Origin of the sequence: Rhizobium sp. CRRU65 (genome assembly GCF_048551595.1) — a bacterium.
Classification (GTDB): domain Bacteria; phylum Pseudomonadota; class Alphaproteobacteria; order Rhizobiales; family Rhizobiaceae; genus Rhizobium; species Rhizobium leguminosarum_J.
In genome coordinates this window covers 162198-180140 of the sequence record NZ_JBLYZH010000005.1, presented here as the reverse complement: position 1 = coordinate 180140, position 17943 = coordinate 162198, and the positions used below count along the sequence as shown (strand labels likewise).

General features: G+C 59.7%; 22 protein-coding genes and 2 pseudogenes. 12 read left to right on the top strand and 12 right to left on the bottom strand.

What is annotated here, in order from left to right; genetic code table 11:
* The 4 genes and pseudogenes from ACM5SV_RS12415 to ACM5SV_RS12400 all read left to right on the top strand — a co-directional run.
* A complete protein-coding gene (locus tag ACM5SV_RS12415; protein ID WP_128406517.1) occupies window positions 1–987 on the top strand; it encodes an MDR/zinc-dependent alcohol dehydrogenase-like family protein in 987 nt (328 codons plus the stop codon).
* Entirely contained in the window at window positions 981–2009 is a 1029-nt protein-coding gene (locus ACM5SV_RS12410) for a Gfo/Idh/MocA family protein (RefSeq protein WP_003554661.1), read from the top strand. The genes ACM5SV_RS12415 and ACM5SV_RS12410 overlap by 7 nt, the downstream gene beginning before the upstream one ends.
* Window positions 2010–2458: 449 nt before the next feature.
* On the top strand, window positions 2459–3013 hold the full coding sequence (locus ACM5SV_RS12405; protein WP_003554657.1) for a DUF1003 domain-containing protein: 555 nt from the start codon (window positions 2459–2461) through the stop codon (window positions 3011–3013).
* A gap of 263 nt (window positions 3014–3276) precedes the next feature.
* Window positions 3277–3646, top strand: a pseudogene (locus ACM5SV_RS12400) (formate dehydrogenase); the annotation flags it as partial.
* A 17-nt stretch (window positions 3647–3663) separates the two neighbouring features.
* Here ACM5SV_RS12400 and ACM5SV_RS12395 read toward each other — a convergent pair.
* From ACM5SV_RS12395 to ACM5SV_RS12375, 5 genes and pseudogenes are all read right to left on the bottom strand, one after another.
* Window positions 3664–3896, bottom strand: a pseudogene (locus tag ACM5SV_RS12395) (alkylated DNA repair protein); the annotation flags it as partial.
* 140 nt (window positions 3897–4036) lie between these two features.
* Window positions 4037–5839 (bottom strand): thiamine pyrophosphate-binding protein, encoded by a 1803-nt coding sequence (locus ACM5SV_RS12390; RefSeq protein WP_222005521.1) that lies wholly within the window; start codon window positions 5837–5839, stop codon window positions 4037–4039.
* A 123-nt stretch (window positions 5840–5962) separates the two neighbouring features.
* Window positions 5963–6133 carry a hypothetical protein gene (locus ACM5SV_RS12385; RefSeq protein ID WP_003554653.1) on the bottom strand — a complete coding sequence of 57 codons (171 nt, stop codon included), beginning with the start codon at window positions 6131–6133 and terminating at the stop codon, window positions 5963–5965.
* Complete coding sequence (locus ACM5SV_RS12380) at window positions 6133–6285, bottom strand: hypothetical protein (protein WP_003554651.1); 153 nt, start codon at window positions 6283–6285, stop codon at window positions 6133–6135. The genes ACM5SV_RS12385 and ACM5SV_RS12380 overlap by 1 nt, the downstream gene beginning before the upstream one ends.
* 59 nt (window positions 6286–6344) lie before the next feature.
* Window positions 6345–6764: a response regulator gene (locus tag ACM5SV_RS12375; protein ID WP_003554649.1), complete on the bottom strand. Its 420-nt coding sequence runs from the start codon at window positions 6762–6764 to the stop codon at window positions 6345–6347.
* A 684-nt stretch (window positions 6765–7448) separates the two neighbouring features.
* On the opposite strand from ACM5SV_RS12375, the gene ACM5SV_RS12370 reads away from it, so the two are divergent.
* Window positions 7449–8168 carry a Crp/Fnr family transcriptional regulator gene (locus ACM5SV_RS12370; RefSeq protein WP_003554647.1) on the top strand — a complete coding sequence of 240 codons (720 nt, stop codon included), beginning with the start codon at window positions 7449–7451 and terminating at the stop codon, window positions 8166–8168.
* Between the two features lie 33 nt (window positions 8169–8201).
* On the opposite strand, the gene ACM5SV_RS12365 is transcribed toward ACM5SV_RS12370, so the two are convergent.
* Both ACM5SV_RS12365 and ACM5SV_RS12360 read right to left on the bottom strand, forming a co-directional pair.
* Window positions 8202–8429, bottom strand: a complete 228-nt coding sequence (locus ACM5SV_RS12365; protein ID WP_003554645.1) for a hypothetical protein — start codon at window positions 8427–8429, stop codon at window positions 8202–8204.
* A 95-nt stretch (window positions 8430–8524) separates the two neighbouring features.
* The gene (locus ACM5SV_RS12360; RefSeq protein WP_017997499.1) at window positions 8525–8896 is read right to left on the bottom strand and encodes a hypothetical protein; all 372 of its coding nucleotides are present in this window, start codon (window positions 8894–8896) and stop codon (window positions 8525–8527) included.
* Between the two features lie 253 nt (window positions 8897–9149).
* Here ACM5SV_RS12360 and ACM5SV_RS12355 point away from each other — a divergent pair, with 253 nt between their 5' ends.
* The gene (locus ACM5SV_RS12355; RefSeq protein ID WP_222005520.1) at window positions 9150–9449 is read left to right on the top strand and encodes a hypothetical protein; all 300 of its coding nucleotides are present in this window, start codon (window positions 9150–9152) and stop codon (window positions 9447–9449) included.
* Window positions 9450–9475: 26 nt separating this feature from the next.
* A complete protein-coding gene (locus tag ACM5SV_RS12350; RefSeq protein WP_419425260.1) occupies window positions 9476–9751 on the top strand; it encodes a hypothetical protein in 276 nt (91 codons plus the stop codon).
* Between the two features lie 79 nt (window positions 9752–9830).
* On the opposite strand, the gene ACM5SV_RS12345 is transcribed toward ACM5SV_RS12350, so the two are convergent.
* The gene (locus ACM5SV_RS12345) at window positions 9831–10091 is read right to left on the bottom strand and encodes a hypothetical protein (protein ID WP_003554637.1); all 261 of its coding nucleotides are present in this window, start codon (window positions 10089–10091) and stop codon (window positions 9831–9833) included.
* A 127-nt stretch (window positions 10092–10218) separates the two neighbouring features.
* The gene (locus ACM5SV_RS12340) at window positions 10219–10746 is read right to left on the bottom strand and encodes a DUF4142 domain-containing protein (protein WP_012760316.1); all 528 of its coding nucleotides are present in this window, start codon (window positions 10744–10746) and stop codon (window positions 10219–10221) included.
* 227 nt (window positions 10747–10973) lie between these two features.
* Here ACM5SV_RS12340 and ACM5SV_RS12335 point away from each other — a divergent pair, with 227 nt between their 5' ends.
* Together ACM5SV_RS12335 and ACM5SV_RS12330 are read left to right on the top strand one after the other, a co-directional pair.
* Window positions 10974–12143: a zinc-dependent alcohol dehydrogenase gene (locus tag ACM5SV_RS12335; protein ID WP_012760315.1), complete on the top strand. Its 1170-nt coding sequence runs from the start codon at window positions 10974–10976 to the stop codon at window positions 12141–12143.
* Window positions 12144–12546: 403 nt separating this feature from the next.
* Window positions 12547–13023, top strand: a complete 477-nt coding sequence (locus tag ACM5SV_RS12330) for a gamma-glutamylcyclotransferase family protein (protein WP_260693323.1) — start codon at window positions 12547–12549, stop codon at window positions 13021–13023.
* Window positions 13024–13562: 539 nt separating this feature from the next.
* On the opposite strand, the gene ACM5SV_RS12325 is transcribed toward ACM5SV_RS12330, so the two are convergent.
* A complete protein-coding gene (locus ACM5SV_RS12325; protein ID WP_222005534.1) occupies window positions 13563–14588 on the bottom strand; it encodes a sensor histidine kinase in 1026 nt (341 codons plus the stop codon).
* A 195-nt stretch (window positions 14589–14783) separates the two neighbouring features.
* Between ACM5SV_RS12325 and ACM5SV_RS12320 the strand changes: the two genes are divergently transcribed.
* Both ACM5SV_RS12320 and ACM5SV_RS12315 read left to right on the top strand, forming a co-directional pair.
* Entirely contained in the window at window positions 14784–15812 is a 1029-nt protein-coding gene (locus ACM5SV_RS12320; protein WP_017997493.1) for a PAS domain-containing protein, read from the top strand.
* Window positions 15813–15944: 132 nt separating this feature from the next.
* The gene (locus ACM5SV_RS12315; RefSeq protein WP_222005518.1) at window positions 15945–16256 is read left to right on the top strand and encodes a DUF982 domain-containing protein; all 312 of its coding nucleotides are present in this window, start codon (window positions 15945–15947) and stop codon (window positions 16254–16256) included.
* 254 nt (window positions 16257–16510) lie between these two features.
* On the opposite strand, the gene ACM5SV_RS12310 is transcribed toward ACM5SV_RS12315, so the two are convergent.
* Window positions 16511–16810 (bottom strand): hypothetical protein, encoded by a 300-nt coding sequence (locus ACM5SV_RS12310; RefSeq protein ID WP_419425259.1) that lies wholly within the window; start codon window positions 16808–16810, stop codon window positions 16511–16513.
* A gap of 15 nt (window positions 16811–16825) precedes the next feature.
* Window positions 16826–17149, bottom strand: coding sequence for a hypothetical protein (locus ACM5SV_RS12305; RefSeq protein ID WP_260693322.1), 324 nt, complete (start codon window positions 17147–17149; stop codon window positions 16826–16828).
* Between the two features lie 244 nt (window positions 17150–17393).
* Between ACM5SV_RS12305 and ACM5SV_RS12300 the strand changes: the two genes are divergently transcribed.
* Window positions 17394–17870, top strand: a complete 477-nt coding sequence (locus ACM5SV_RS12300) for an Hsp20 family protein (RefSeq protein WP_222005533.1) — start codon at window positions 17394–17396, stop codon at window positions 17868–17870.
* Window positions 17871–17943 lie beyond the last annotated feature (73 nt).

Sequence of the window (17943 nt, the reverse complement as noted above, 5' to 3'; positions counted from 1 at the left end):
ATGAACATGTTGGCAAGAGCGGCCGAGGGTGCGACCCGGGCGGCGATCATCACCGGTCCCGGAGACGTGTCCGTCGAAGAGAGACCTCTTCCTCAGCCGAGGCCGGGGCAGGTCAGGATCAGGCTCGAAGGGTCGGGCGTGTGCGCTTCCAATCTTGGCCCTTGGGCCGGCCCGGAATGGATGAGTTTTCCGACGGAGCCGGGCGGTCTCGGGCACGAGGGCTGGGGCAGGATCGATGCGCTCGGGGACGGGGTTTCTGGCCTCAACCTGGGAGACCGCGTCGCCGCGCTCACCTATCACGCCTACGCCACCCACGACATCGCCGATGAAGACATGGTCGTGTCGCTGCCGCGGGCGTTCGATGGCCAACCCTTTCCGGGCGAGCCGCTCGGCTGCGCGATGAACATATTCCGGCGCAGCCGCGTCGAGGCGGGTCAGACCGTCGCCATCATCGGGATCGGATTTCTCGGCGCCTTGCTAACGCAGCTTGTCAGCGGCGCCGGCGCGCGCGTCATTGCCATCTCGCGCCGTCCGTTTTCACTTGAAATCGCCAAGCGCATGGGCGCCGCCGAGACCGTGTCGATGGACGACCACTGGCGGATCATCGAAGCTGTGAGAGAATTAACCAACGGTGCTTTCTGCCACCGCGTCATAGAGGCGGTCGGCAAGCAGTGGCCGCTCGATCTCGCCGGCGAACTGACCGCCGAGCGCGGCCGGCTGGTGGTTGCTGGATACCATCAAGACGGGCCGAGGCAAGTCAACATGCAGCTCTGGAACTGGCGTGGCATCGACGTCATCAATGCTCACGAACGCGATCCCAGGATTTATGTCAGTGGCATGCGCGAGGCGATCGAAGCAATGGTCTCCGGCAGGCTCGATCCGTCATCGCTCTATACGCACGTCTATCCGCTCGAAGGCCTTGGCGAGGCGCTCGACGCCACCCGCGATAGGCCCGATGGTTTCCTCAAGGCGATGGTGACATGCTGATGAATGGGATGATTGAGCGCTCCCCGCGGACGCGGGTCAAGTCCGTTAGGCTCGGTTTTCTCGGTGTCGGCTGGATCGGCAGAAGCCGAATGGAGGCGATCCTCCGCACGCAAATGGCCGAGGCCGCTGCCGTCGCCGATCCCTCGGAGGACATGCTGAATGAAGCCCTGCGTCTTGCGCCGGACGCGGAAATCGTCGGCGGTCTCGATGCGCTGCTGTCACGCGACCTCGACGGCGTCGTCATCGCCACGCCGAGCGCGCTGCACGCCGAGCAGTCGATCCGAGCGCTGCGGGCCGGGGTCGCAGTGTTTTGCCAGAAACCGCTCGGCCGATCCGGCGCGGAAGCGGCAGCCGTCGTGGCCGCCGCCAGATCAGCCGACAGGCTGTTGGGCGTCGATCTCTCCTATCGTCATACGCAAGGCATGCAGCGCATCCGCGATCTGATCAGAAATGGCGAACTCGGCACCGTCTTCGCCGCCGATCTGGTCTTCCACAATGCCTATGGCCCCGACAAGTCCTGGTTCTACGACAAGTCGCTATCGGGCGGAGGATGCGTCATCGACCTCGGCGTCCACCTCATCGACATGGCGCTCTGGTGCCTCGACTTTCCCCAGGTGGTTGACGTCACGAGTACGCTGATGAAAGGCGGCCAGCCAATCAGCGCAGCGGGGGATGTCGAGGATTTCGCCATCGCCACCCTGACGTTGGCAAGTGGGGCGGTCATCCGCCTTGCCTGCTCCTGGCGGCTGCAGGCAGGATGCGACGCGGTCATCGGCGCCGACTTCTTCGGAACATCCGGGGGTGCATCCTTCAGGAACGTCGGCGGGTCGTTCTATGACCTTGCGGCCTATCGCTTCCGCGGCACGTCCGCCGAAGATCTTGCCCTGCCTCCGGACGACTGGGGCGGCCGGGCGGCGGCCGACTGGGCGGTCCGGCTCGCCAGTGGTGAGGCTTATGATCCGTCCTGCGAACGACTTGTCGAAGTTGCCGACATCATCGATGACATCTATCGGCACGCATGAAGCAGCGCCCTCGGCCCGGCCGGATGAAATTGTTTGCAGTCAGTGGTGAATCGGCTGGAACCGCCGCGCCCTTTCTCGGTTTTGGCGGTCGCAAATCATCTGCGGGATAGACATGGCCTCTCGACCAGCACGGAAGACGTCGAAGCCGCGGACAGCCTCGAGCGATATGCTCGTCCGCAGCAAAATTCCTGTCTGGATCGTCAAGGCGCTTCTTTCCAGCGGCATCAAGCGCGTCAGTAAATTGTCTTCAATGACCGACGATGAACTGCTGGCGCTTCCCGGCATCGGCAAGCGCGCGATCGAACTGATCCGATCGTCTCGGAAGGCCCGCGAAAGCGGCGGGAGCCAGGCTCGGGGATCGCCTCTTCGTCGATGAAGTGAGGGGCGCTGGTCACACGGAACTCTCCGCCTTCGCGGGGGTTTGGATTTGCTTAACATGGAAGCATGCTATGTCGATGCCGAAATCCGAGCAGCAGCAGACCACGATATCGAGACGTCTCGACCGCAACATCGAGGCTCTGTTGAAACGGCGGGAGCAGGAAGCGCGGCAATCGAGCCGGCAGGAGCGGGCAGCCGATGCTATTACCCGTTTCGCGGGATCCTTGATGTTCGTCTACCTGCACCTGCTGGTCGTCACGCTCTGGATCGTCGTCAATATCGGCCTTGTTCCGCTCGTGCCGGCCTTCGACCCCTCTTTGGTCATTTTGGCGATGGTCGCATCCGTCGAAGCCATTTTCATCTCGACATTCGTGCTGATCAGTCAAAACCGGATGGCGGAAGCCGACGACAAGCGCGCCGATCTCAATTTGCAGATTTGCCTTCTGGCGGAGCATGAGGCGACTGAGTTGCTGACCCTGGTCTCGGCCATCGCCGAGAAGCTCGGCGTCGAAATCGAGACGAGCGAGGAGCTTGAGGAACTGAAAGAGCACGTGAGGCCGGAAGAAGTGCTGGACGAAATCGAAGAGAAGATGCAGCGGCGGGGGACCAGAGAGCCGCCGGCGTAAACCGCCATCGCCGGCGTGTCGCCCGCTTCACGACGGTTTGGTCGGAAAGAATTTCGGCGGGCTTGGAACCGCGTCGATTCCGCGCGGAACATCCTTTCCGGAGTTTGGCAGCAGAACCGCGTGACGGTACCGGAGGGCGAAGCGTATCACGGCAGATACCAGCCGCTGATCCGACCACTCGGTGTCAGGGACGGATGCGCCGACGTCAGCCGACGCGACACGGCGTCGGTAAATGCAAGGTAAACTTCAAGACATTCCAGACCATGACGGCAAAACCCAGAAAAACACCGAGAATCGGTTTCCACAGCGCCGGCGGGTGGATGGGGCTCGGCGAGATCGGTGGGAGAAAGTCTTCTCCGAGAACATATCCCGGTCTCCAGCTCGGGGCTCTTGGCGCATCAAAACAAGCCGGCCGGATATATGTGCGTCAGTTGCGCCTGGGCCAAACCCGCCAAGACGCATCCACTGGAATTCCGTGAAAATGGCGCCAAGGCGACGGCCTGCGAGACGACGAACCAACGCGCCGACCGGTCTTTCTTTGAAGCACATACCCTGACCGAACTCGAAGACTGGCGCGACCACGACCTGGAGGAACAGGGACGCCTCACCCATCCGATGCGGCTCGAGCATGCTTGTTGCCGCCCTGCTGGCCTGAACCTGCCGAACGGCGAAGCGAGAGCGAGACCACCGCCCAATTTCAATCGGTCCGGCTGAGCCGGGCGGCGTGACAGGAGGCGCAGTCGGCGGCAAGAAAAACCAGTTTCCCCTTCGTCGCGTCGCCTGCCGTCAATGCAGCATTTTCCGCATCGAGGCGCGGATCAGCCTCGGTCACATGGCGGAACAGAAAAACCACGATCAGGATGCAGATGACAACACCGGCCATCGGGCCTACCGGCGCGCGGACGACAAGGTCTGGCGCAGGCGATGGGCTGCGGCGCGAAAGTCGCCACCGGCTGTAGACAAGCTGTTCATAATACTCTTTCCACTCAGTCAAGCGCGGGTCGGCGCCCCTCCTTCGACGGCTCAAGGTATGCCCGGCAAATCGGTCGTGTTTTCGGACAGTTCCTTTTCCTGCTCTCCGGCGTCCATCATCTCGCGAAGCGGCGAGCGCGACACATTCGCCTCGATCGCCCGATGACCCGGCGTCTCCGGAAGAGCCTGGCGAAAGCTCTTGGCATAGTCTTTGGGCATCTTCGGAGGCATCATCGGCTCGTATTGGTCAACCATCGCTTGAATGACCACCGGACCGGCGACGGAGAAAGCCTCCGTCAAAGTCGGCTCTATCTGATCGAAACGCCGAATTGTGAAGCCGCGGCCTCCCATTGCCTCCGCCGCCTTGGCGAAGTCGATGGGCGCCAGTTCGCAGGCAAATTGCGGGTTGCCAAGGAACATCATCTGCTCCCAGGCGATCTGGTTGAGCATGCCGTTGCAGATCACCAGCAATTTCAGCGGGAGAGCCATGCGAACGGCGGTCGAGAACTCGCCGAGCTGCATGCCGAATCCGCCATCGCCAATGACCGCGTAGATTGGCCGCTTCGGATCGGCGGCGCCCGCCGCTATCGCATAAGGCAGGCCGGAAGCCATCGAGGCGAGCGCGCCGGAGACTGCGAACTGGTTTGTCGTGCGGAGGTCGATGTGGCGCGCCGCCAGCTCGGTGTTCTGGCCGGAATCGGCCACCAGCACGCCATCGGCCGCGATGCGCCTGCCGAAAGCTCGAACCACCGCCTGTGGCTTTAACGGAGCGCTCCGCTCCGTCTCCATCGTCTCCATCTTTCGGCGCCATTCGGACATCGCCGTTTGCGCCTTTTCCAGGAACGACCGATCTGTTTTCCTGGTCAGCCTGGGCCTAAGGAGCCGTAGCGTTTCCCGCGCGTCCCCCACCAGACCGGCATCGACGGGAAATCGTAGGCCAATTCGCTGAGGATCGCTGTCGATCTGCACGCCGCGAGCGGCTTCGGGCCGCGGGTAATATTCGATGTAGGGAAAGGAGGAACCGACAATCAGCACCGCGTCGCACTGTTCCATGATCTCCTGCGAGGGAGCGGTGCCGAGAATTCCAATCCCGCCGGTCGTCAAGGGATCGTCGTCGGCGAGAGCCGTCTTGCCGAGCAGGGCTTTGGCCACCGGCGCGGCGAGCAGGTCGGCGATCTCGCGCAATTCCTCCGCCGCGCCGACAACACCCCGGCCGGCGAGGATGGCGACCTTGCGGGCATCGTTCACTATCCGGGCCGCACGATCGAGCTCGATCTCCTCTGGCACTTGGCGGCCGTGGAAATAGCGGTTCGGTACGTGTTTCGGGCGGTTCCGTTTCGATCGCGATTTCCCGTCCATCTCCTGGACGTCGTTGGCGATGGAGAGATGTGCGACGCCCCGGCGCGAGAGCGCCGAGCGGCAGGCGAGGCTGGCGACGTTCTCCATGTGCGACGCGTCACTGACATGCGCATTGTAGAGCGCGACATTGTCGAACACGCGGGTCAAGTCGACGTCCTGCTGGGTAAAGGTTTCGATCAGGTCGTGATACTGCGTCCCGGTGATGGCAAGCACCGGCATCTGATCGAGCTTGGCATCATAAAGTCCCGTCAGCAGATTCGTGCCGCCTGGTCCGGACGTTGCAAGGCAAACGCCGAGATTTCCGGTGAATTTAGCGTAGGCACTCGCCATGAAAGCGGCCGATTCCTCATGCCGGACCTGGATGAAGCGGATCTGGTCCTGGCGCTTGCGCAACGCCTCCATGACCCCGTTAATACCGTCTCCAGGAAGGCCGAAGATGACCTTCACGTCCCATTCAATCAGTGTGTCTATCAATATGTCAGCGGCATTGGGCATCGAAATCGTCCTCTGCTTGTCAAAGGCCGCAAACCTGCGTCATTGGGAAAGGTTCCAAAGCCACGCCCCGGAAGAGCTGCGCGGCAGCGAAGCGATGTGGCAGGCAAGTATGCCCGAGCGCGTTCACATCCTATGCGCCAAGCCATAGACGAGGATCGTGACGTAAAGCAGGAAGGCGACGACGGCCACGGTCGCGATCAAGGTGACGGCAATCCGCCCGCCTTTCAGGCTGTTTCGCTGCTGTTCAGTGCTGGGCCGGGTCACCTGGATAGGATCGTGCTCGGGCGCGTCCATCAGGGCTTCGCTTTCGTCGAGATTTTTGCAGGCTCGTCATTTCCGCCGCTTGCGTTAAATGAGACCATCGAGCCGAAAACGATCAAAAGCCCAACTAACGTGATGGCGCCGATGTAGATGAAGGAAGCCCGACCGTCCGATTGCTGGTTCATCTGCCTCTCCCTTGGTTTGCCAAACCAAAGAACAGCGGCAATGTTCCCGCCAGCTGGCCTTATCGCGTCTTTTTGCTTTCCCCGCGGCCATCGACCACGATCGACGTCGGCCCCTGACCTATGCAGCGCATCACTTCCGTCAGCAATATGGAGGGCTCGCATGGTTTTTCCAACCACACGCCCTCGGAAAATGACAAAGCATCCGGGTGCACCTTCCGCTGAGCACCGGTGTAAACAATGAATGGTATATGGCGGCCGCGCAAAGATCTCGCAATCGCTCCAGCGACGCCATCTGTCAATTCGATGTCCATCACCACGAGATCGGGATCGTTCGCTGTCAGCCATTCTTCGGCTGCTCGACAAGACGACACTGTCTCTATCCGATCGAAGCCGGCGCCATGAAGGATGTCTTCCACGTCCATCGCGATGATAATCTCATCCTCCATCAGAAGGATGGACGTCGTTCCTGCAACGCTCATGGCCAAACTCCTAAAATACTGGATTACACAATAGACCTTTCGGGTCAAAATACAGGTTTCGTGCGCTATCGCACAGTTATCCTACCTCGCATGTTTCTCGCGAGGAATACTGGCAAGAGAGACGGGACCACGCAAGTTTTCAAATGGAGCCAAGGCGCGCCGCTGACGCGCCAGATCGTGTCGCCGACGATCTACGGCCTCGTCTTGTGGACGGCAAGTCCGACCGGTCGGCCGTCTGTTTCGTCCTGCATAGTCCGGAACAATCGCTTTGACGAGGAGGTCGGCCGGTTGAGGATTGACCCGGGGATCGACATTCTGGGTCCGGTCGGTTCATGCGTCGCCTGACGAACGAGAATTGCCAGATTGTCGAGGGTGGTGCCATCTCGGCGCGCTCCACGCTGAGACTGTGACTGGCTGCTCAGGCTCGCGATCTCCGTCTGCAAATAGCGGCCCGCGTCGCCCAGCCACTTCCACGCGAAGGAACTGCCGGCCGAGGAAGAGCCGGCTGGCCGTCATTCGAGCGGTTTCGGCGATCGATACCATCGGGCCTCTTTGTTCATAGGGGACAGGGACGCGCGAACACCGGACCGTCTGTACGCTATGGCACAGTGCATTGCTCAACGATTCGAGATGGTTAGGTTCGCCGCAGCAACGGGCGAAGGACTGCGACATGTGGACGAAACCATGGATGACGAGCAATTGAATTTTAGAAATGAGCTGTTGCGGGCCATGGGCCCACAAGAGCGCGATCTGATCGTGCCTCATATGGAGCCAATAACTCTCGATGTCCCCTTAATCCTTGAGATGGAGGATACGCTGGTCGGCGACATCTATATCCTCGAATCTGGACTTGCTTCGATCGTGGCGAGATTTCCGGGTGGGCGCGATATCGAGGTTGGCATCGTCGGCCGGGAGGGAATGACAGGTGCCGCCGTGATGCTCGGCGGAGACCAGTCCGCCAATCGGACGTTCATGCAGGTCTCAGGCCACGGCTTCAAATTACCAGCCCCGATCCTTTCCGCGGCCATGGAAGAAAGCCGGACCTTGCGCGGCCTGCTTCTCGCGTATGTCCAGGCGCTGCTCGCGCAAACGACTTCGACGGTGCTAGCCAATGGTCACGCCAAGCTAGAGGAGCGGCTCGCACGTTGGTTGCTGATGGTCCATGACCGAACGGACGGCATGATGATATCCCTGACCCACGAATTTCTCGCCGTGATGCTGGGGGTCCGCCGCGCCGGAGTGACGGTCGCGTTGCATCTGCTGGAGGGCAAAGGTCTGATCCGGTCCACCCGAAGGCAAATCGTCATTCTCAACAGGCGCGGATTGATCGAAGAGGCGCATGGCTGCTACGGTGCGGCGGAGGAGGAATATCGGCGACTGATCGGCAGCCCTCTCGCGCGTTGAGCGAACTTTTGATCAAACCTGGTCGTGCCGCGGTCAGAGGCGGCGCTTGCGGGCCGATGCCAGGCGACCCACCGAAAGCAATTTGTCCTGGTCTGCCACTCCATGTCGGTAGAGGCTGATCAGCAATGCCGCGATCTCCTGCGTTTCAGGCGCTCGCAGAGGCTTGCCCGTCTCGCAACAGATGGTATTCAAAATGGCCCGCAGATGACTGAGGTCATCTGAATCGAGGGCCTTCAAATGAGCAGACTGAGAATCGAGCATAGCGCCGTTCCCGACATAAAGGCTTCGGATCATGCGGCCCCCATCATGAGGTCCGCAAACGCCTAGCGCAACGCTTGGTGCGTAAACGCACGGATCTAATGATAATAGCCGGCACCAAATCCGAACAATGCCTCTACGATGGCGTTGATGTCGGCGGCACGATCGCTGAGGACGAAGCCGGCTGAGAGCGCTTCGGCCGGATGCCCTTGAGCGAAGACGAAGGGTATGCGCCGGATCTCCAGCCATTCATTCATTGCGAGCATCGCCTCGTCCGGGATCGTGACGTCGATGATCGCCGCGTCACATGCAAAGGTTTCCTTTGGACCATGCATCGCGAACATATCGACGCTGCTGGTGACGACCACGGCTTGACGCGCGGCCCATGCCTTCTTGACGCTGTCTGAGAGAAAGCCGGATTCACCAATGATGACGATCGTCTTGCCAGCGACCGGACTAAGCGATTTCATAGCGGACGCCTGCAAGAGTGGTTGGACCGTCATCATGCTGCCAACCGGCGATTCACCGGCGCTGACAGGCTATCCGTACCATATTCAAGTTTGCGATGCGACGTTCCTCTAATCCGTCCCGAACCCGACCGCGCTGTGTTGGTTCCCCAGCCGATGGCGAGGTGAGGGGGAGGATTTCGTACGATTCCGCACTAGCGGTTGAAATCGAAAATCCGGAATTTTAGGATCGCCTTAAATAACGAGGAGGAAGACGATGACCCAGCACTCGGGAATTACGAAGCCGGCTCTGCAGCCTGGTGACATCGCCATGTTGCAGGCTGTGTTGCAGGGTTGGTGCCAAGAAAAATCATGCGTCATGGCCAGCCCCGCGGCGCAGCATGTGGCGAGAGAACTTGTCTCCTGGTTCGAGTGCGGCATTCGAGACCAGGGTAAACTCAGCGGTCTGATGCGCTATATGCAAGTGGATTTCAACAGCTTATCGATCCCGACGAAGCCGCGGCGTCCTGAGCCCCTGCGGTCCGCTGTCAATATTGGCGAAACCAGCGTGCTGTAATGGACAGACTTGTCTATTTCAAAAGGATGGCCTCCGATCCGGCCGCGCTCGATAACGTCGTTCGGGGGATTATTGTGCGAAAGATCGTCGATGAACTTCAGGAAATCTGCGATAGCGAGGCGAGCTGCGGTGCTGACCGGTACCCGGCGGTCGATGGTCTGCTTCGGACGATCCGAGCTTCGATCATATCGATCAGCAAAGCCGACGACCGTTGTTGGCAGAAGATCGTTGACGAGCTCCTACAGCTTCGCGCGACGATGGTTGATCTGAAGGCCGGCCATGGTGGCAAGACCTCCCATTGATAGGGAACTACACACGTCCCGCCGATGCGCTCTCATGGCCTTTGGCCAGGACGCATACTGATCGGCGATTGTTTGGGCGTCACTTGCCCGGCAGGTCCTTCTCCGTCGTCGCGGCAGCCGGAAGCCTTTGCTGCGACTGCTCTCTGTCAGAGGCGCGCACCGGGGCCGTCGGCGCCTTGGCGACATACACGCCCAGTCCCAGCGCGCCGATGGCAACGATGAAAGCGCCGGCTATGGCGAAGACAGACCGTCGTCCGTCCTGCTTGATCATTCCAAAAGCGAGGGCGATCCCGAGAAGGGCTGCTCCTCCTGCCACGGCGAACAGCCAGAGATAATTCATCAGCGTAAGCTCCCAATGTCCGGCCGCCTAACCCCGAAGAACAAGGAAGGTTCCTGGAGCATCCGTTTTTTCCAAATCTCGGATGTTCCACCTCGTTCTCTTGAATTCGGCGCAACAGCGGCGAAGGCTATTTGTTCAGGTCCTCCGCCATCTGCAGATGATGTTCAAGCGCAGGCCTCGTGCTTGCCGCCCAAGCTTTCAGCTCAGCATTGTCGCCGCCTTCGCCGTAGCGCTTGAAGAGGTCGACCGCGTCCTCGTGCGCGGATTCCTGGTCGGAATGATATTGCTTCATGAAATCATCGCCTTGAAGGCCCTTCAGCTTGTCGAGCATGTCCTGCTGCGCGCTGGTCATGGCGCTCGGCAACTGCGCCTTGACCTTGCCGGCGGAAATCAGCGCCTTGAGCTCGCTGCTCGTCTTCTCGTGATCCGTCACCATCTGCTGGGCGAAGGTTTTGGTCGCGGCATCACCGCGATCGAGTGCCAACCTGCTGGATTCGATCTCGAACATGTCGCTGGTGGCGGCCTCCTGTACGAAGTCCTCTGTCTTCGGCGCAACGCCAATCAGCGAGTTGACGCCGGACTTTTCCGCGGCGGATTGGGCCAGGACAGGTCCAGCAAGCGAAATGGCAAGAGAGGCGATAATGATCTTCTTCATGGTTTGGTCTCCTGGTTGGTGGCTCGATTCGGCCGCTAAACAAGCCCAAGGCGGATTTGTTCCCTGCAAATGGATCCCTCCCGCTTTCCGATGGAACAACTCCTTCCGATCACGGTTTGGCTGTCTTGAGCTTGAAGACCAGAGACGGAAAAATCGTTTCCAAAAACCGAAAGGGTTGCAGGGCGGCGCGTCCGCTCTGCGCTCGGGATCGAAAGGCGGACGACGACATGAAAGCACTTACTTGGCATGGCAAACACGACATTCGATGCGAGAGCGTTCCAGATCCTCAAGTCGAGGAAGGGCGCGATGCCATCATCAAGGTGACGGCCTGCGCGATCTGCGGGTCTGATCTTCACCTCTTCAACGGTGTGATGCCGGACATGCATAACGGCGACATCATGGGCCACGAGACGATGGGCGAGGTCGTCGAAGTCGGCAAGGACAACAAAAAGCTCAAGGTCGGCGACCGTGTCGTGGTGCCGTTCACCATCTCCTGCGGCGAATGCTTCTTCTGCCAGCGCGGCTTTTATTCCGGATGCGAACGCAGCAACCCCGACCCGGCGAAGGTCAAGAAGATGTGGGGGAATTCACCCGCGGGCCTGTTCGGCTACACACATCTTCTTGGCGGCTACAGTGGAGGTCAGGCTGAGTACCTGCGCGTGCCTTACGCGGACGTCGGCCCGATCAAGGTGCCGGACGGACTGACGGATGAGCAGGTGCTGTTTCTCTCCGACATCTTTCCGACGGGGTACATGGCCGCGGACTTCTGCGATATCCAGCCCGGCGACACGATCGCGATCTGGGGCTGCGGCCCCGTCGGACAGATGGCGATCAAGTCGGCCTTCATCCTCGGCGCCGAGCGCGTCATCGCGATCGATACCGTGCCGGAGCGGCTTGCTCTTGCCGAAGCGTCGGGAGCCACCACCCTCGATTTCATGGACGAAGACATCTACGACAAGCTCATGGAGCTGACCAACGGGCGCGGCGCCGACGCGTGCATCGATGCGGTCGGCACCGAAGCCGATCCGTCGGCGAGCTGGGACTCGCGCCTTGACCGCATCAAGGTCGCCACGTTCATGGGAACCGATCGCCCCCACGTACTTCGCCAGGCAATCCATTGCTGCCGCAACTTCGGTACGGTGTCGATCGTCGGCGTCTATGGTGGTTTCCTCGACAAGATCCCTATGGGTTCGGCTATCAATCGCGGCCTGACGTTCCGAATGGCGCAGACCCCGGTGCAGCACTACCTGCCGCTGCTCATGGAACGCATTCAAAACGGCGAAATCGATCCGTCGTTCATTATCACGCATCGTGCGACCCTCGACGAAGGTCCCGAGCTCTACAAGACATTCCGCGACAAGAAGGATGGCTGCATAAAGGTTGTTCTTAAGCCGTAACGAACGTCGCGGACGCCCTGGATCCTAGCCGGCATCGAAGAAAGGTCCGATCATGCAGAAGAAATCAAACGACCCTATCGAAGACCGGAATAAGCTTCGCCCACCGGAGATGGAGCTCGAGCCGATCCGGTCCGAACGTGAAGACCCTGGCGCAGCTGTCGGCAAGCGCGGTATAGCTCGAACCGGCCGTCATGCGGAAAGATCGCCCGCGCCGCGCCGCGCCCAGGTGGACAATGAAAGGGTAGAAGGATTGCCCGAAACAGACGCGGCAGAAAACTTGGCGACGGCGCCACCTCAGATGAAGCGTGACTGAGCGTGGTCCTCCCCTGCCGGATGGAGACACAGGAGACCACGGTCGCTCCAACTTGCGAGGGATTGGCCGATAACCATGGGGCTCGCCCGCATGACACGGAACCTATTCGTTTTTGGAACTTTGAAGAAAGGCTTTCCTCTCCATGAGCAAGGACTTTCCCGCGCCAGCTTTCTCGGAATTTTCCAGACCCGACAATGTTATCCGATGCTGATTGCCGGCCCTTGGTTCGCGCCGATGATGTTCAATGAACCGGGCATTGGCCATCGGGTCATCGGTGAACTTTACCAGCCTGACGATGATACGATAGCAAGCTTGGATCGGCTGGAATCGATAGGCATGCCCGGCAACCTGCGAGTGGTGCTAGACGTGGAACCGGTCGCCGGCGGGCCAATATGTTCAGCACTGGCATACATGAAATCGCGTCGGCTCGCCCACCCTGTTCATTCGACTTATATGCGAGTCTACGAAGACAGGCGGTTTATTCCCTTCGATCGGCGAGGTTTAGACGTCCCCGGCCTGGCATCAAATACCCGTCGCCAAAAGTGTGGCGGCGAGGCAGACGGCTAGGGGTGCGGACAGCCGTTCGGCAGATTGCGGAACCTAGTCCGCCTCCGAAGTGCGCATCTATCGTACGGCTGAGAACGACCGACGACCCTTGGTTCATCAGGCAGTCCACACCGACGTCGCATGATAGCGGACCAGCTTGATTCTTGAAAATCAAGCCGGAGGAATGGATATGCTGGCGCTAGAGGAAATGAAGCCAGCACGTGTCAGGATCGCCGCACCGGTTTTTGCGATTGCTGTCTGGATTTGTTATCGCGATGGCTGCGGTGTTGCCGACATGGAAACGCCCGCGTCACTTCGAGCGCCCTACAAATAGCCCGGCCGCCTGAAGATCCTGTTTGTGGAATTCATGATCCTTCCCGGCCCGGAGGTTTCCTGGATCGCGCATGGGAGGGCTTCTTGCGCAACGCGCGCGGGGATAGCCGTTTACGATACCGGCAAGCAATGTTGGTCCATGCGCCTCTCGCGCTTCCAAGGCCAATCGAACCAGCCGCATGCGGGCGACGTCTCTGGGTTTCCCCAATGCGGGCTTAGCGTTTCAACTACGCCTCGGCGTCGGAATAGTTCTTGTATTGCAGCTTCTGGAGCGATGAATCGAGCTTCAGGACAAACCCTGTCGGCGCATAGTCAAGTGCGATCTCTCCGAAGGCGGACAGGCTGGAACTGACGAGGCGTGTGCCGAACCCCTTCTTGCTCGGAGCTGCAACCGCCGGGCCTCCAACCTCCTGCCAAGTGAAGGTCAGGCGTTGGTCGCCCGCCTCATCGCGTACCGACCATTCGATTTCGACCGTCCCTGTATCCACCGACAGCGCACCATACTTGCTGGCGTTGGTGACGAGTTCGTGCAGCACCAGGGAGAAGCAAAGGGCCGCCTGTGGACCCAATTCAACCGCGGGACCGCTTGCCTTGAAACGTCCTGACGTCTCAAGTCCGAGATTAATCGCGGTCGCCTCGACGATTGTCGCGATACTCGTACCCAGCCAGTTCTGCTGAAGCAAAATGTCGTGCGCCTTTGAATAAGCATTGATGCGTGCCGTGATCGAATGCTCCGCATCCTCGAGAGAACTGGCGTTTCGGAAGGATTGGCTGGTGATGGCCTGAACGACGGCCAGCGTGTTTTTCATGCGGTGAGAGAGTTCGTGCATCAGGATGCGCTGTCGTTCCTCATTCTCTCTCTGCTCGGTGCGATCCCTCAGAATTTTCACGTATCCCTCGACTTTGCCATCGTCCGACGACAACGCCATCATCTGACCGGACGCCCAGAACAACGAGCCGTCCTTGCGAACGTGCCAGCGCTCATCATTGCCATGACCTTCGGTCAAAGCGGCAGTCATTTCCAGCTGGAGAATCCCGGCCTGCCTGTCTTCCTCGGTGAAGATGACCGCCGCAGGCTGGCCGACAATCTCATCCGCATCCCATCCGAGAATCCGGCGCGCGCCCTCATTCCACGTGGTCACCAGGCCATCGAGATCCGTGGAGATGATCGCATACTCGATCGCACTCTGCAGGATGGCTTCGAGAAAGCGCTCTCGAGAACGGCTGGAATTGGAAAAGAGTTTCATGATCATGTGGTGCGCGCGATCCTTGCGGGGCCTGCGGGCTGAAAGGCCCCATCCCGATTTTATACCGGATGCCGTCGCTTTGGCAAAGGCCGCAGCCATCCTGCAAGTCCCGGAGGAGCGATCGCTAAAGGCACGCAACCTTCGTGGAAACAAAGATACGCGAGCGACGTTATCAAGCGACGTCTTAGTGAGCGTGGAAGCATGACTGGCCATTCGAGAGAAAAACTGCACGGGGATTTACCTTCCGCATCTTCAAAAGCAGCTTCCGCCGATCGGAAAGAGCTGGCAGCGATCGCATTTGAACGGACCAGAATGCCAATGGTCGTCACCGACGCGCGTAAGTCCGATCAGCCGATCGTGCTTGCAAACAAGGCATTCCTCGAGCTGACAGGTTACGAGGCCGAAGAAGTGTTAGGACACAACTGTCGTTTCCTGCAGGGCCCCGCGACGTCTCCGATCGCCGCCGCTGAAATTCGTGCCGCAATCGCCGGGGAGCGTGAGATCAGCATCGAGATCCTCAATTATAAGAAGAGCGGAGAGCAGTTCTGGAACCGCTTGCATCTCAGTCCCGTCCATGGGGATGACGGAAGGATCCTGTATTTCTTTGGATCTCAAATCGACATGACGGAATACCGGCGGATCGAGGCACTGGAGGCCTCCGAACATCGCCTGCTGATGGAAGTCGACCACCGATCCAAGAATGTCCTGGCGATCGTCGACAGCATCGTTCGCCTGAGCAACGCCGATGACCCCGCCCTTTACGCCGCCGCCATTCAACACCGCGTGCAGGCGCTCGCCCGTGCCCATACCTTGCTTGCCGCACGAAGATGGACAAGCATTTCTCTTGAAGAACTCATTCGCCAACAGGTATCGCCGTTCGCGGCCACCCGCACCTTTTTTAGCGGACCGGATATCGACATGCCTGCGCCGGTCGTCCAGCCCCTTGCGCTCGTGCTCCACGAGCTCGCTGTCAACGCAGCCCATCACGGTGCGCTTGCCGCTGCGCAAGGTAGGCTTTCGATCAGTTGGAAGCCAGGACCGTCCGGAGCCGGCTTCAGGATCCGGTGGCAGGAGGTGGGCGTCGACACTCCGCCTAGATCAGCAAAGCGGGGTTTTGGCACGGTGATTGTCGGCGCAATGGTTGAAAAACAGCTTAACGGACGTCTTGAGAAAACCTGGTCGGACGAAGGGCTGCTTATCGACATTGAGGTCCCGTCCGCGGGTTCGTGATTTCAGGGACGGCCATTGAAATTAGGGAATGCCCGGTGATTAGGAACCAATGATTGGTCACCCTTGAACAGCCGGGGTCCTGCCCCAATATAATTTTCATTAGGACCATTGGTGGCATGAAAGGAGGAAAAGATGCCGCTTAACGATGTTCCGTGGACCCTGCCGGTGAGGATCCGGTTGCAGTGCGGTTTGGAGCGCACCTTCACAGGCGCATACGACGCCTTGGATTTTCTCGAGAACGAATGGCCGCTGCGTCATGGGGAGCGCCATGAACGCGCAGTGAAGACGTGTCGTGGCGTCCTCAACGGGATCGTTCCTGGCACCGTCGCGCGCGAAGCCTTCGTTGCGGCCTGCCTCGAAGCGGGCATGCCGTCCGTGCTTGCCCCGTGGAAGGGAAAGCCGACGACGCATCCGGCTCGGCCAGCACGCCTCGTCGCCCATTAATGCAGAATGCCAGACCTCGCCTCGGACGAGGCGAGGTCTGGCATCAGCGCACTTTTCCCCCGACAGAGTTCGTCTCCGAATTGGTTCCGCGCAGCGAACGAGGTCGACAAGCGGACGTCGATCTTCTAGCCGGCATCACCGCGAAACACACCGGGAAAAGGCAGTGCAAAGGGCTTGCCGGATCAGTCATGGTGCGACGTTCGCACGCCACCCAGGCTCGGTCGCGGAAAAAGACGATCTGGACTGCAACAAACCTAATGCAGCACAGCAAGCTTCGCCTGCCTCTCCAAAAGACCTTCGACGGTACCAACAAGCCTCGCGGCCCGCCGCAAGAGGTCCGCGCCGGTTTCGCTCATCGCGATGTCGTTGGACATCCTTTCCATACAGCCCGCTACCTCCATCATTGCGGTGCCGAGCTCGCTGCGGCCGAGACGGTCCGCCAGCCGTGCAAGGCGGCGGATGTTCTCCACATAGCGGGAAATCACCAACAGCCGCTCTAGCATCGGATCATGGGTAGTGGTGACATTCCCAGGTTGGGTTTGCCGGACTTTCATGTCGGCCTCCGCTTACTAAAGCAAAACCAGACGGCGCGTGGGCTGCGTTTGCGAGCCCTCGCCTCGCCACTCCTCGAGCTTCTTCAGTGCGTCGAGTATGTCCCTGTATCGAACTGGATGGTGGACGCCCGGCGGATGGCGCAGTTCCGGCAAGGATTCGACCGCGTGAAGGTCAGAAGCCCACCAAGCGAGAATTTCTCGTTTCTCGTCTGTCGAAAGCCGCGCTGAGACGACCTCCTCCGGGTGGTCAAAGTGTCGGTGCGTGTGAAGAATGTGCGACGCGGATATCGCGTCGACGGCGTTGTGCGGATTAGTGTGGTCAGAGCCTTTCGTTATCATCTTGCGTCTCCTAAAAACTTCCAGCTAACGGAGCGAAAATCTCCAGGTGAAAAAGAGATTGTTTCAACGAAAACAGCATTCAAGTGGTTTGAAGCGCGACGCTCAAATTTTTTTGATGCGCCTCTTGAATCAAAAAACGCTCGAGACCAGATCATTTTTCGTCGGTCGCCGGATGGGGCCGACAGCAACCAGGAGACGCCAGATTTCGCGTCTCCATTCCATCTCGCTTTACGGAGGATTTGGTATGAGAAACGACTTCGACTTCGCGCCGCTTTATCGGTCCAGCATCGGTTTCGACCGTGTCTTCAATCTCTTGAACAACGCGCAGCAGCGCCTACAGGCCATCGACACCTGGCCGCCCTATGACATCGTCAAGACGGGCGAGGACGGCTATCGCATTCAGATGGCGCTCGCCGGCTTCGCAGACGCCGATCTCGAGATCACGCAAGAGCGCAATGTGCTGGTGGTGAAGGGTCAGAAGGCCGACGAGAAGGATGGTGAATATTTACACCGGGGTATCGCCGGCCGCGCCTTCGAGCGCCGCTTCGAGCTCGCCGACCACGTCAAGGTGGAAAACGCCTCCTTGACGAACGGCCTTCTCAGCATCGAGCTCAAGCGGGAGATCCCGGAAGCGATGAAGCCCCGTAGGATTGCGATCGGCGGCAACGCCGAAACACAAGCCCCTCTGCAGATCGAGGGCGAAAAGCACGAAGCCGCCTAATTTGAAGGAGGAGTGGGGGCGCTGTATTTGACGGCGCCCCCGTCCGTATTTGACCCCCACCCCGTCGATGTAA

What these genes read in the sequence shown, in the direction of transcription:
- ACM5SV_RS12415 (WP_128406517.1), top strand. Translation starts at nt 1, where the DNA reads ATGAACATGTTGGCAAGAGCGGCCGAGGGTGCGACCCGGGCGGCGATC.
- ACM5SV_RS12410 (WP_003554661.1), top strand. Translation starts at nt 981, where the DNA reads ATGCTGATGAATGGGATGATTGAGCGCTCCCCGCGGACGCGGGTCAAG.
- ACM5SV_RS12405 (WP_003554657.1), top strand. Translation starts at nt 2,459, where the DNA reads ATGTCGATGCCGAAATCCGAGCAGCAGCAGACCACGATATCGAGACGT.
- ACM5SV_RS12390 (WP_222005521.1), bottom strand. Translation starts at nt 5,839, where the DNA reads ATGCCCAATGCCGCTGACATATTGATAGACACACTGATTGAATGGGAC.
- ACM5SV_RS12385 (WP_003554653.1), bottom strand. Translation starts at nt 6,133, where the DNA reads ATGGACGCGCCCGAGCACGATCCTATCCAGGTGACCCGGCCCAGCACT.
- ACM5SV_RS12380 (WP_003554651.1), bottom strand. Translation starts at nt 6,285, where the DNA reads ATGAACCAGCAATCGGACGGTCGGGCTTCCTTCATCTACATCGGCGCC.
- ACM5SV_RS12375 (WP_003554649.1), bottom strand. Translation starts at nt 6,764, where the DNA reads ATGAGCGTTGCAGGAACGACGTCCATCCTTCTGATGGAGGATGAGATT.
- ACM5SV_RS12370 (WP_003554647.1), top strand. Translation starts at nt 7,449, where the DNA reads ATGGATGACGAGCAATTGAATTTTAGAAATGAGCTGTTGCGGGCCATG.
- ACM5SV_RS12365 (WP_003554645.1), bottom strand. Translation starts at nt 8,429, where the DNA reads ATGCTCGATTCTCAGTCTGCTCATTTGAAGGCCCTCGATTCAGATGAC.
- ACM5SV_RS12360 (WP_017997499.1), bottom strand. Translation starts at nt 8,896, where the DNA reads ATGAAATCGCTTAGTCCGGTCGCTGGCAAGACGATCGTCATCATTGGT.
- ACM5SV_RS12355 (WP_222005520.1), top strand. Translation starts at nt 9,150, where the DNA reads ATGACCCAGCACTCGGGAATTACGAAGCCGGCTCTGCAGCCTGGTGAC.
- ACM5SV_RS12350 (WP_419425260.1), top strand. Translation starts at nt 9,476, where the DNA reads ATGGCCTCCGATCCGGCCGCGCTCGATAACGTCGTTCGGGGGATTATT.
- ACM5SV_RS12345 (WP_003554637.1), bottom strand. Translation starts at nt 10,091, where the DNA reads ATGAATTATCTCTGGCTGTTCGCCGTGGCAGGAGGAGCAGCCCTTCTC.
- ACM5SV_RS12340 (WP_012760316.1), bottom strand. Translation starts at nt 10,746, where the DNA reads ATGAAGAAGATCATTATCGCCTCTCTTGCCATTTCGCTTGCTGGACCT.
- ACM5SV_RS12335 (WP_012760315.1), top strand. Translation starts at nt 10,974, where the DNA reads ATGAAAGCACTTACTTGGCATGGCAAACACGACATTCGATGCGAGAGC.
- ACM5SV_RS12330 (WP_260693323.1), top strand. Translation starts at nt 12,547, where the DNA reads ATGACACGGAACCTATTCGTTTTTGGAACTTTGAAGAAAGGCTTTCCT.
- ACM5SV_RS12325 (WP_222005534.1), bottom strand. Translation starts at nt 14,588, where the DNA reads ATGATCATGAAACTCTTTTCCAATTCCAGCCGTTCTCGAGAGCGCTTT.
- ACM5SV_RS12320 (WP_017997493.1), top strand. Translation starts at nt 14,784, where the DNA reads ATGACTGGCCATTCGAGAGAAAAACTGCACGGGGATTTACCTTCCGCA.
- ACM5SV_RS12315 (WP_222005518.1), top strand. Translation starts at nt 15,945, where the DNA reads ATGCCGCTTAACGATGTTCCGTGGACCCTGCCGGTGAGGATCCGGTTG.
- ACM5SV_RS12310 (WP_419425259.1), bottom strand. Translation starts at nt 16,810, where the DNA reads ATGAAAGTCCGGCAAACCCAACCTGGGAATGTCACCACTACCCATGAT.
- ACM5SV_RS12305 (WP_260693322.1), bottom strand. Translation starts at nt 17,149, where the DNA reads ATGATAACGAAAGGCTCTGACCACACTAATCCGCACAACGCCGTCGAC.
- ACM5SV_RS12300 (WP_222005533.1), top strand. Translation starts at nt 17,394, where the DNA reads ATGAGAAACGACTTCGACTTCGCGCCGCTTTATCGGTCCAGCATCGGT.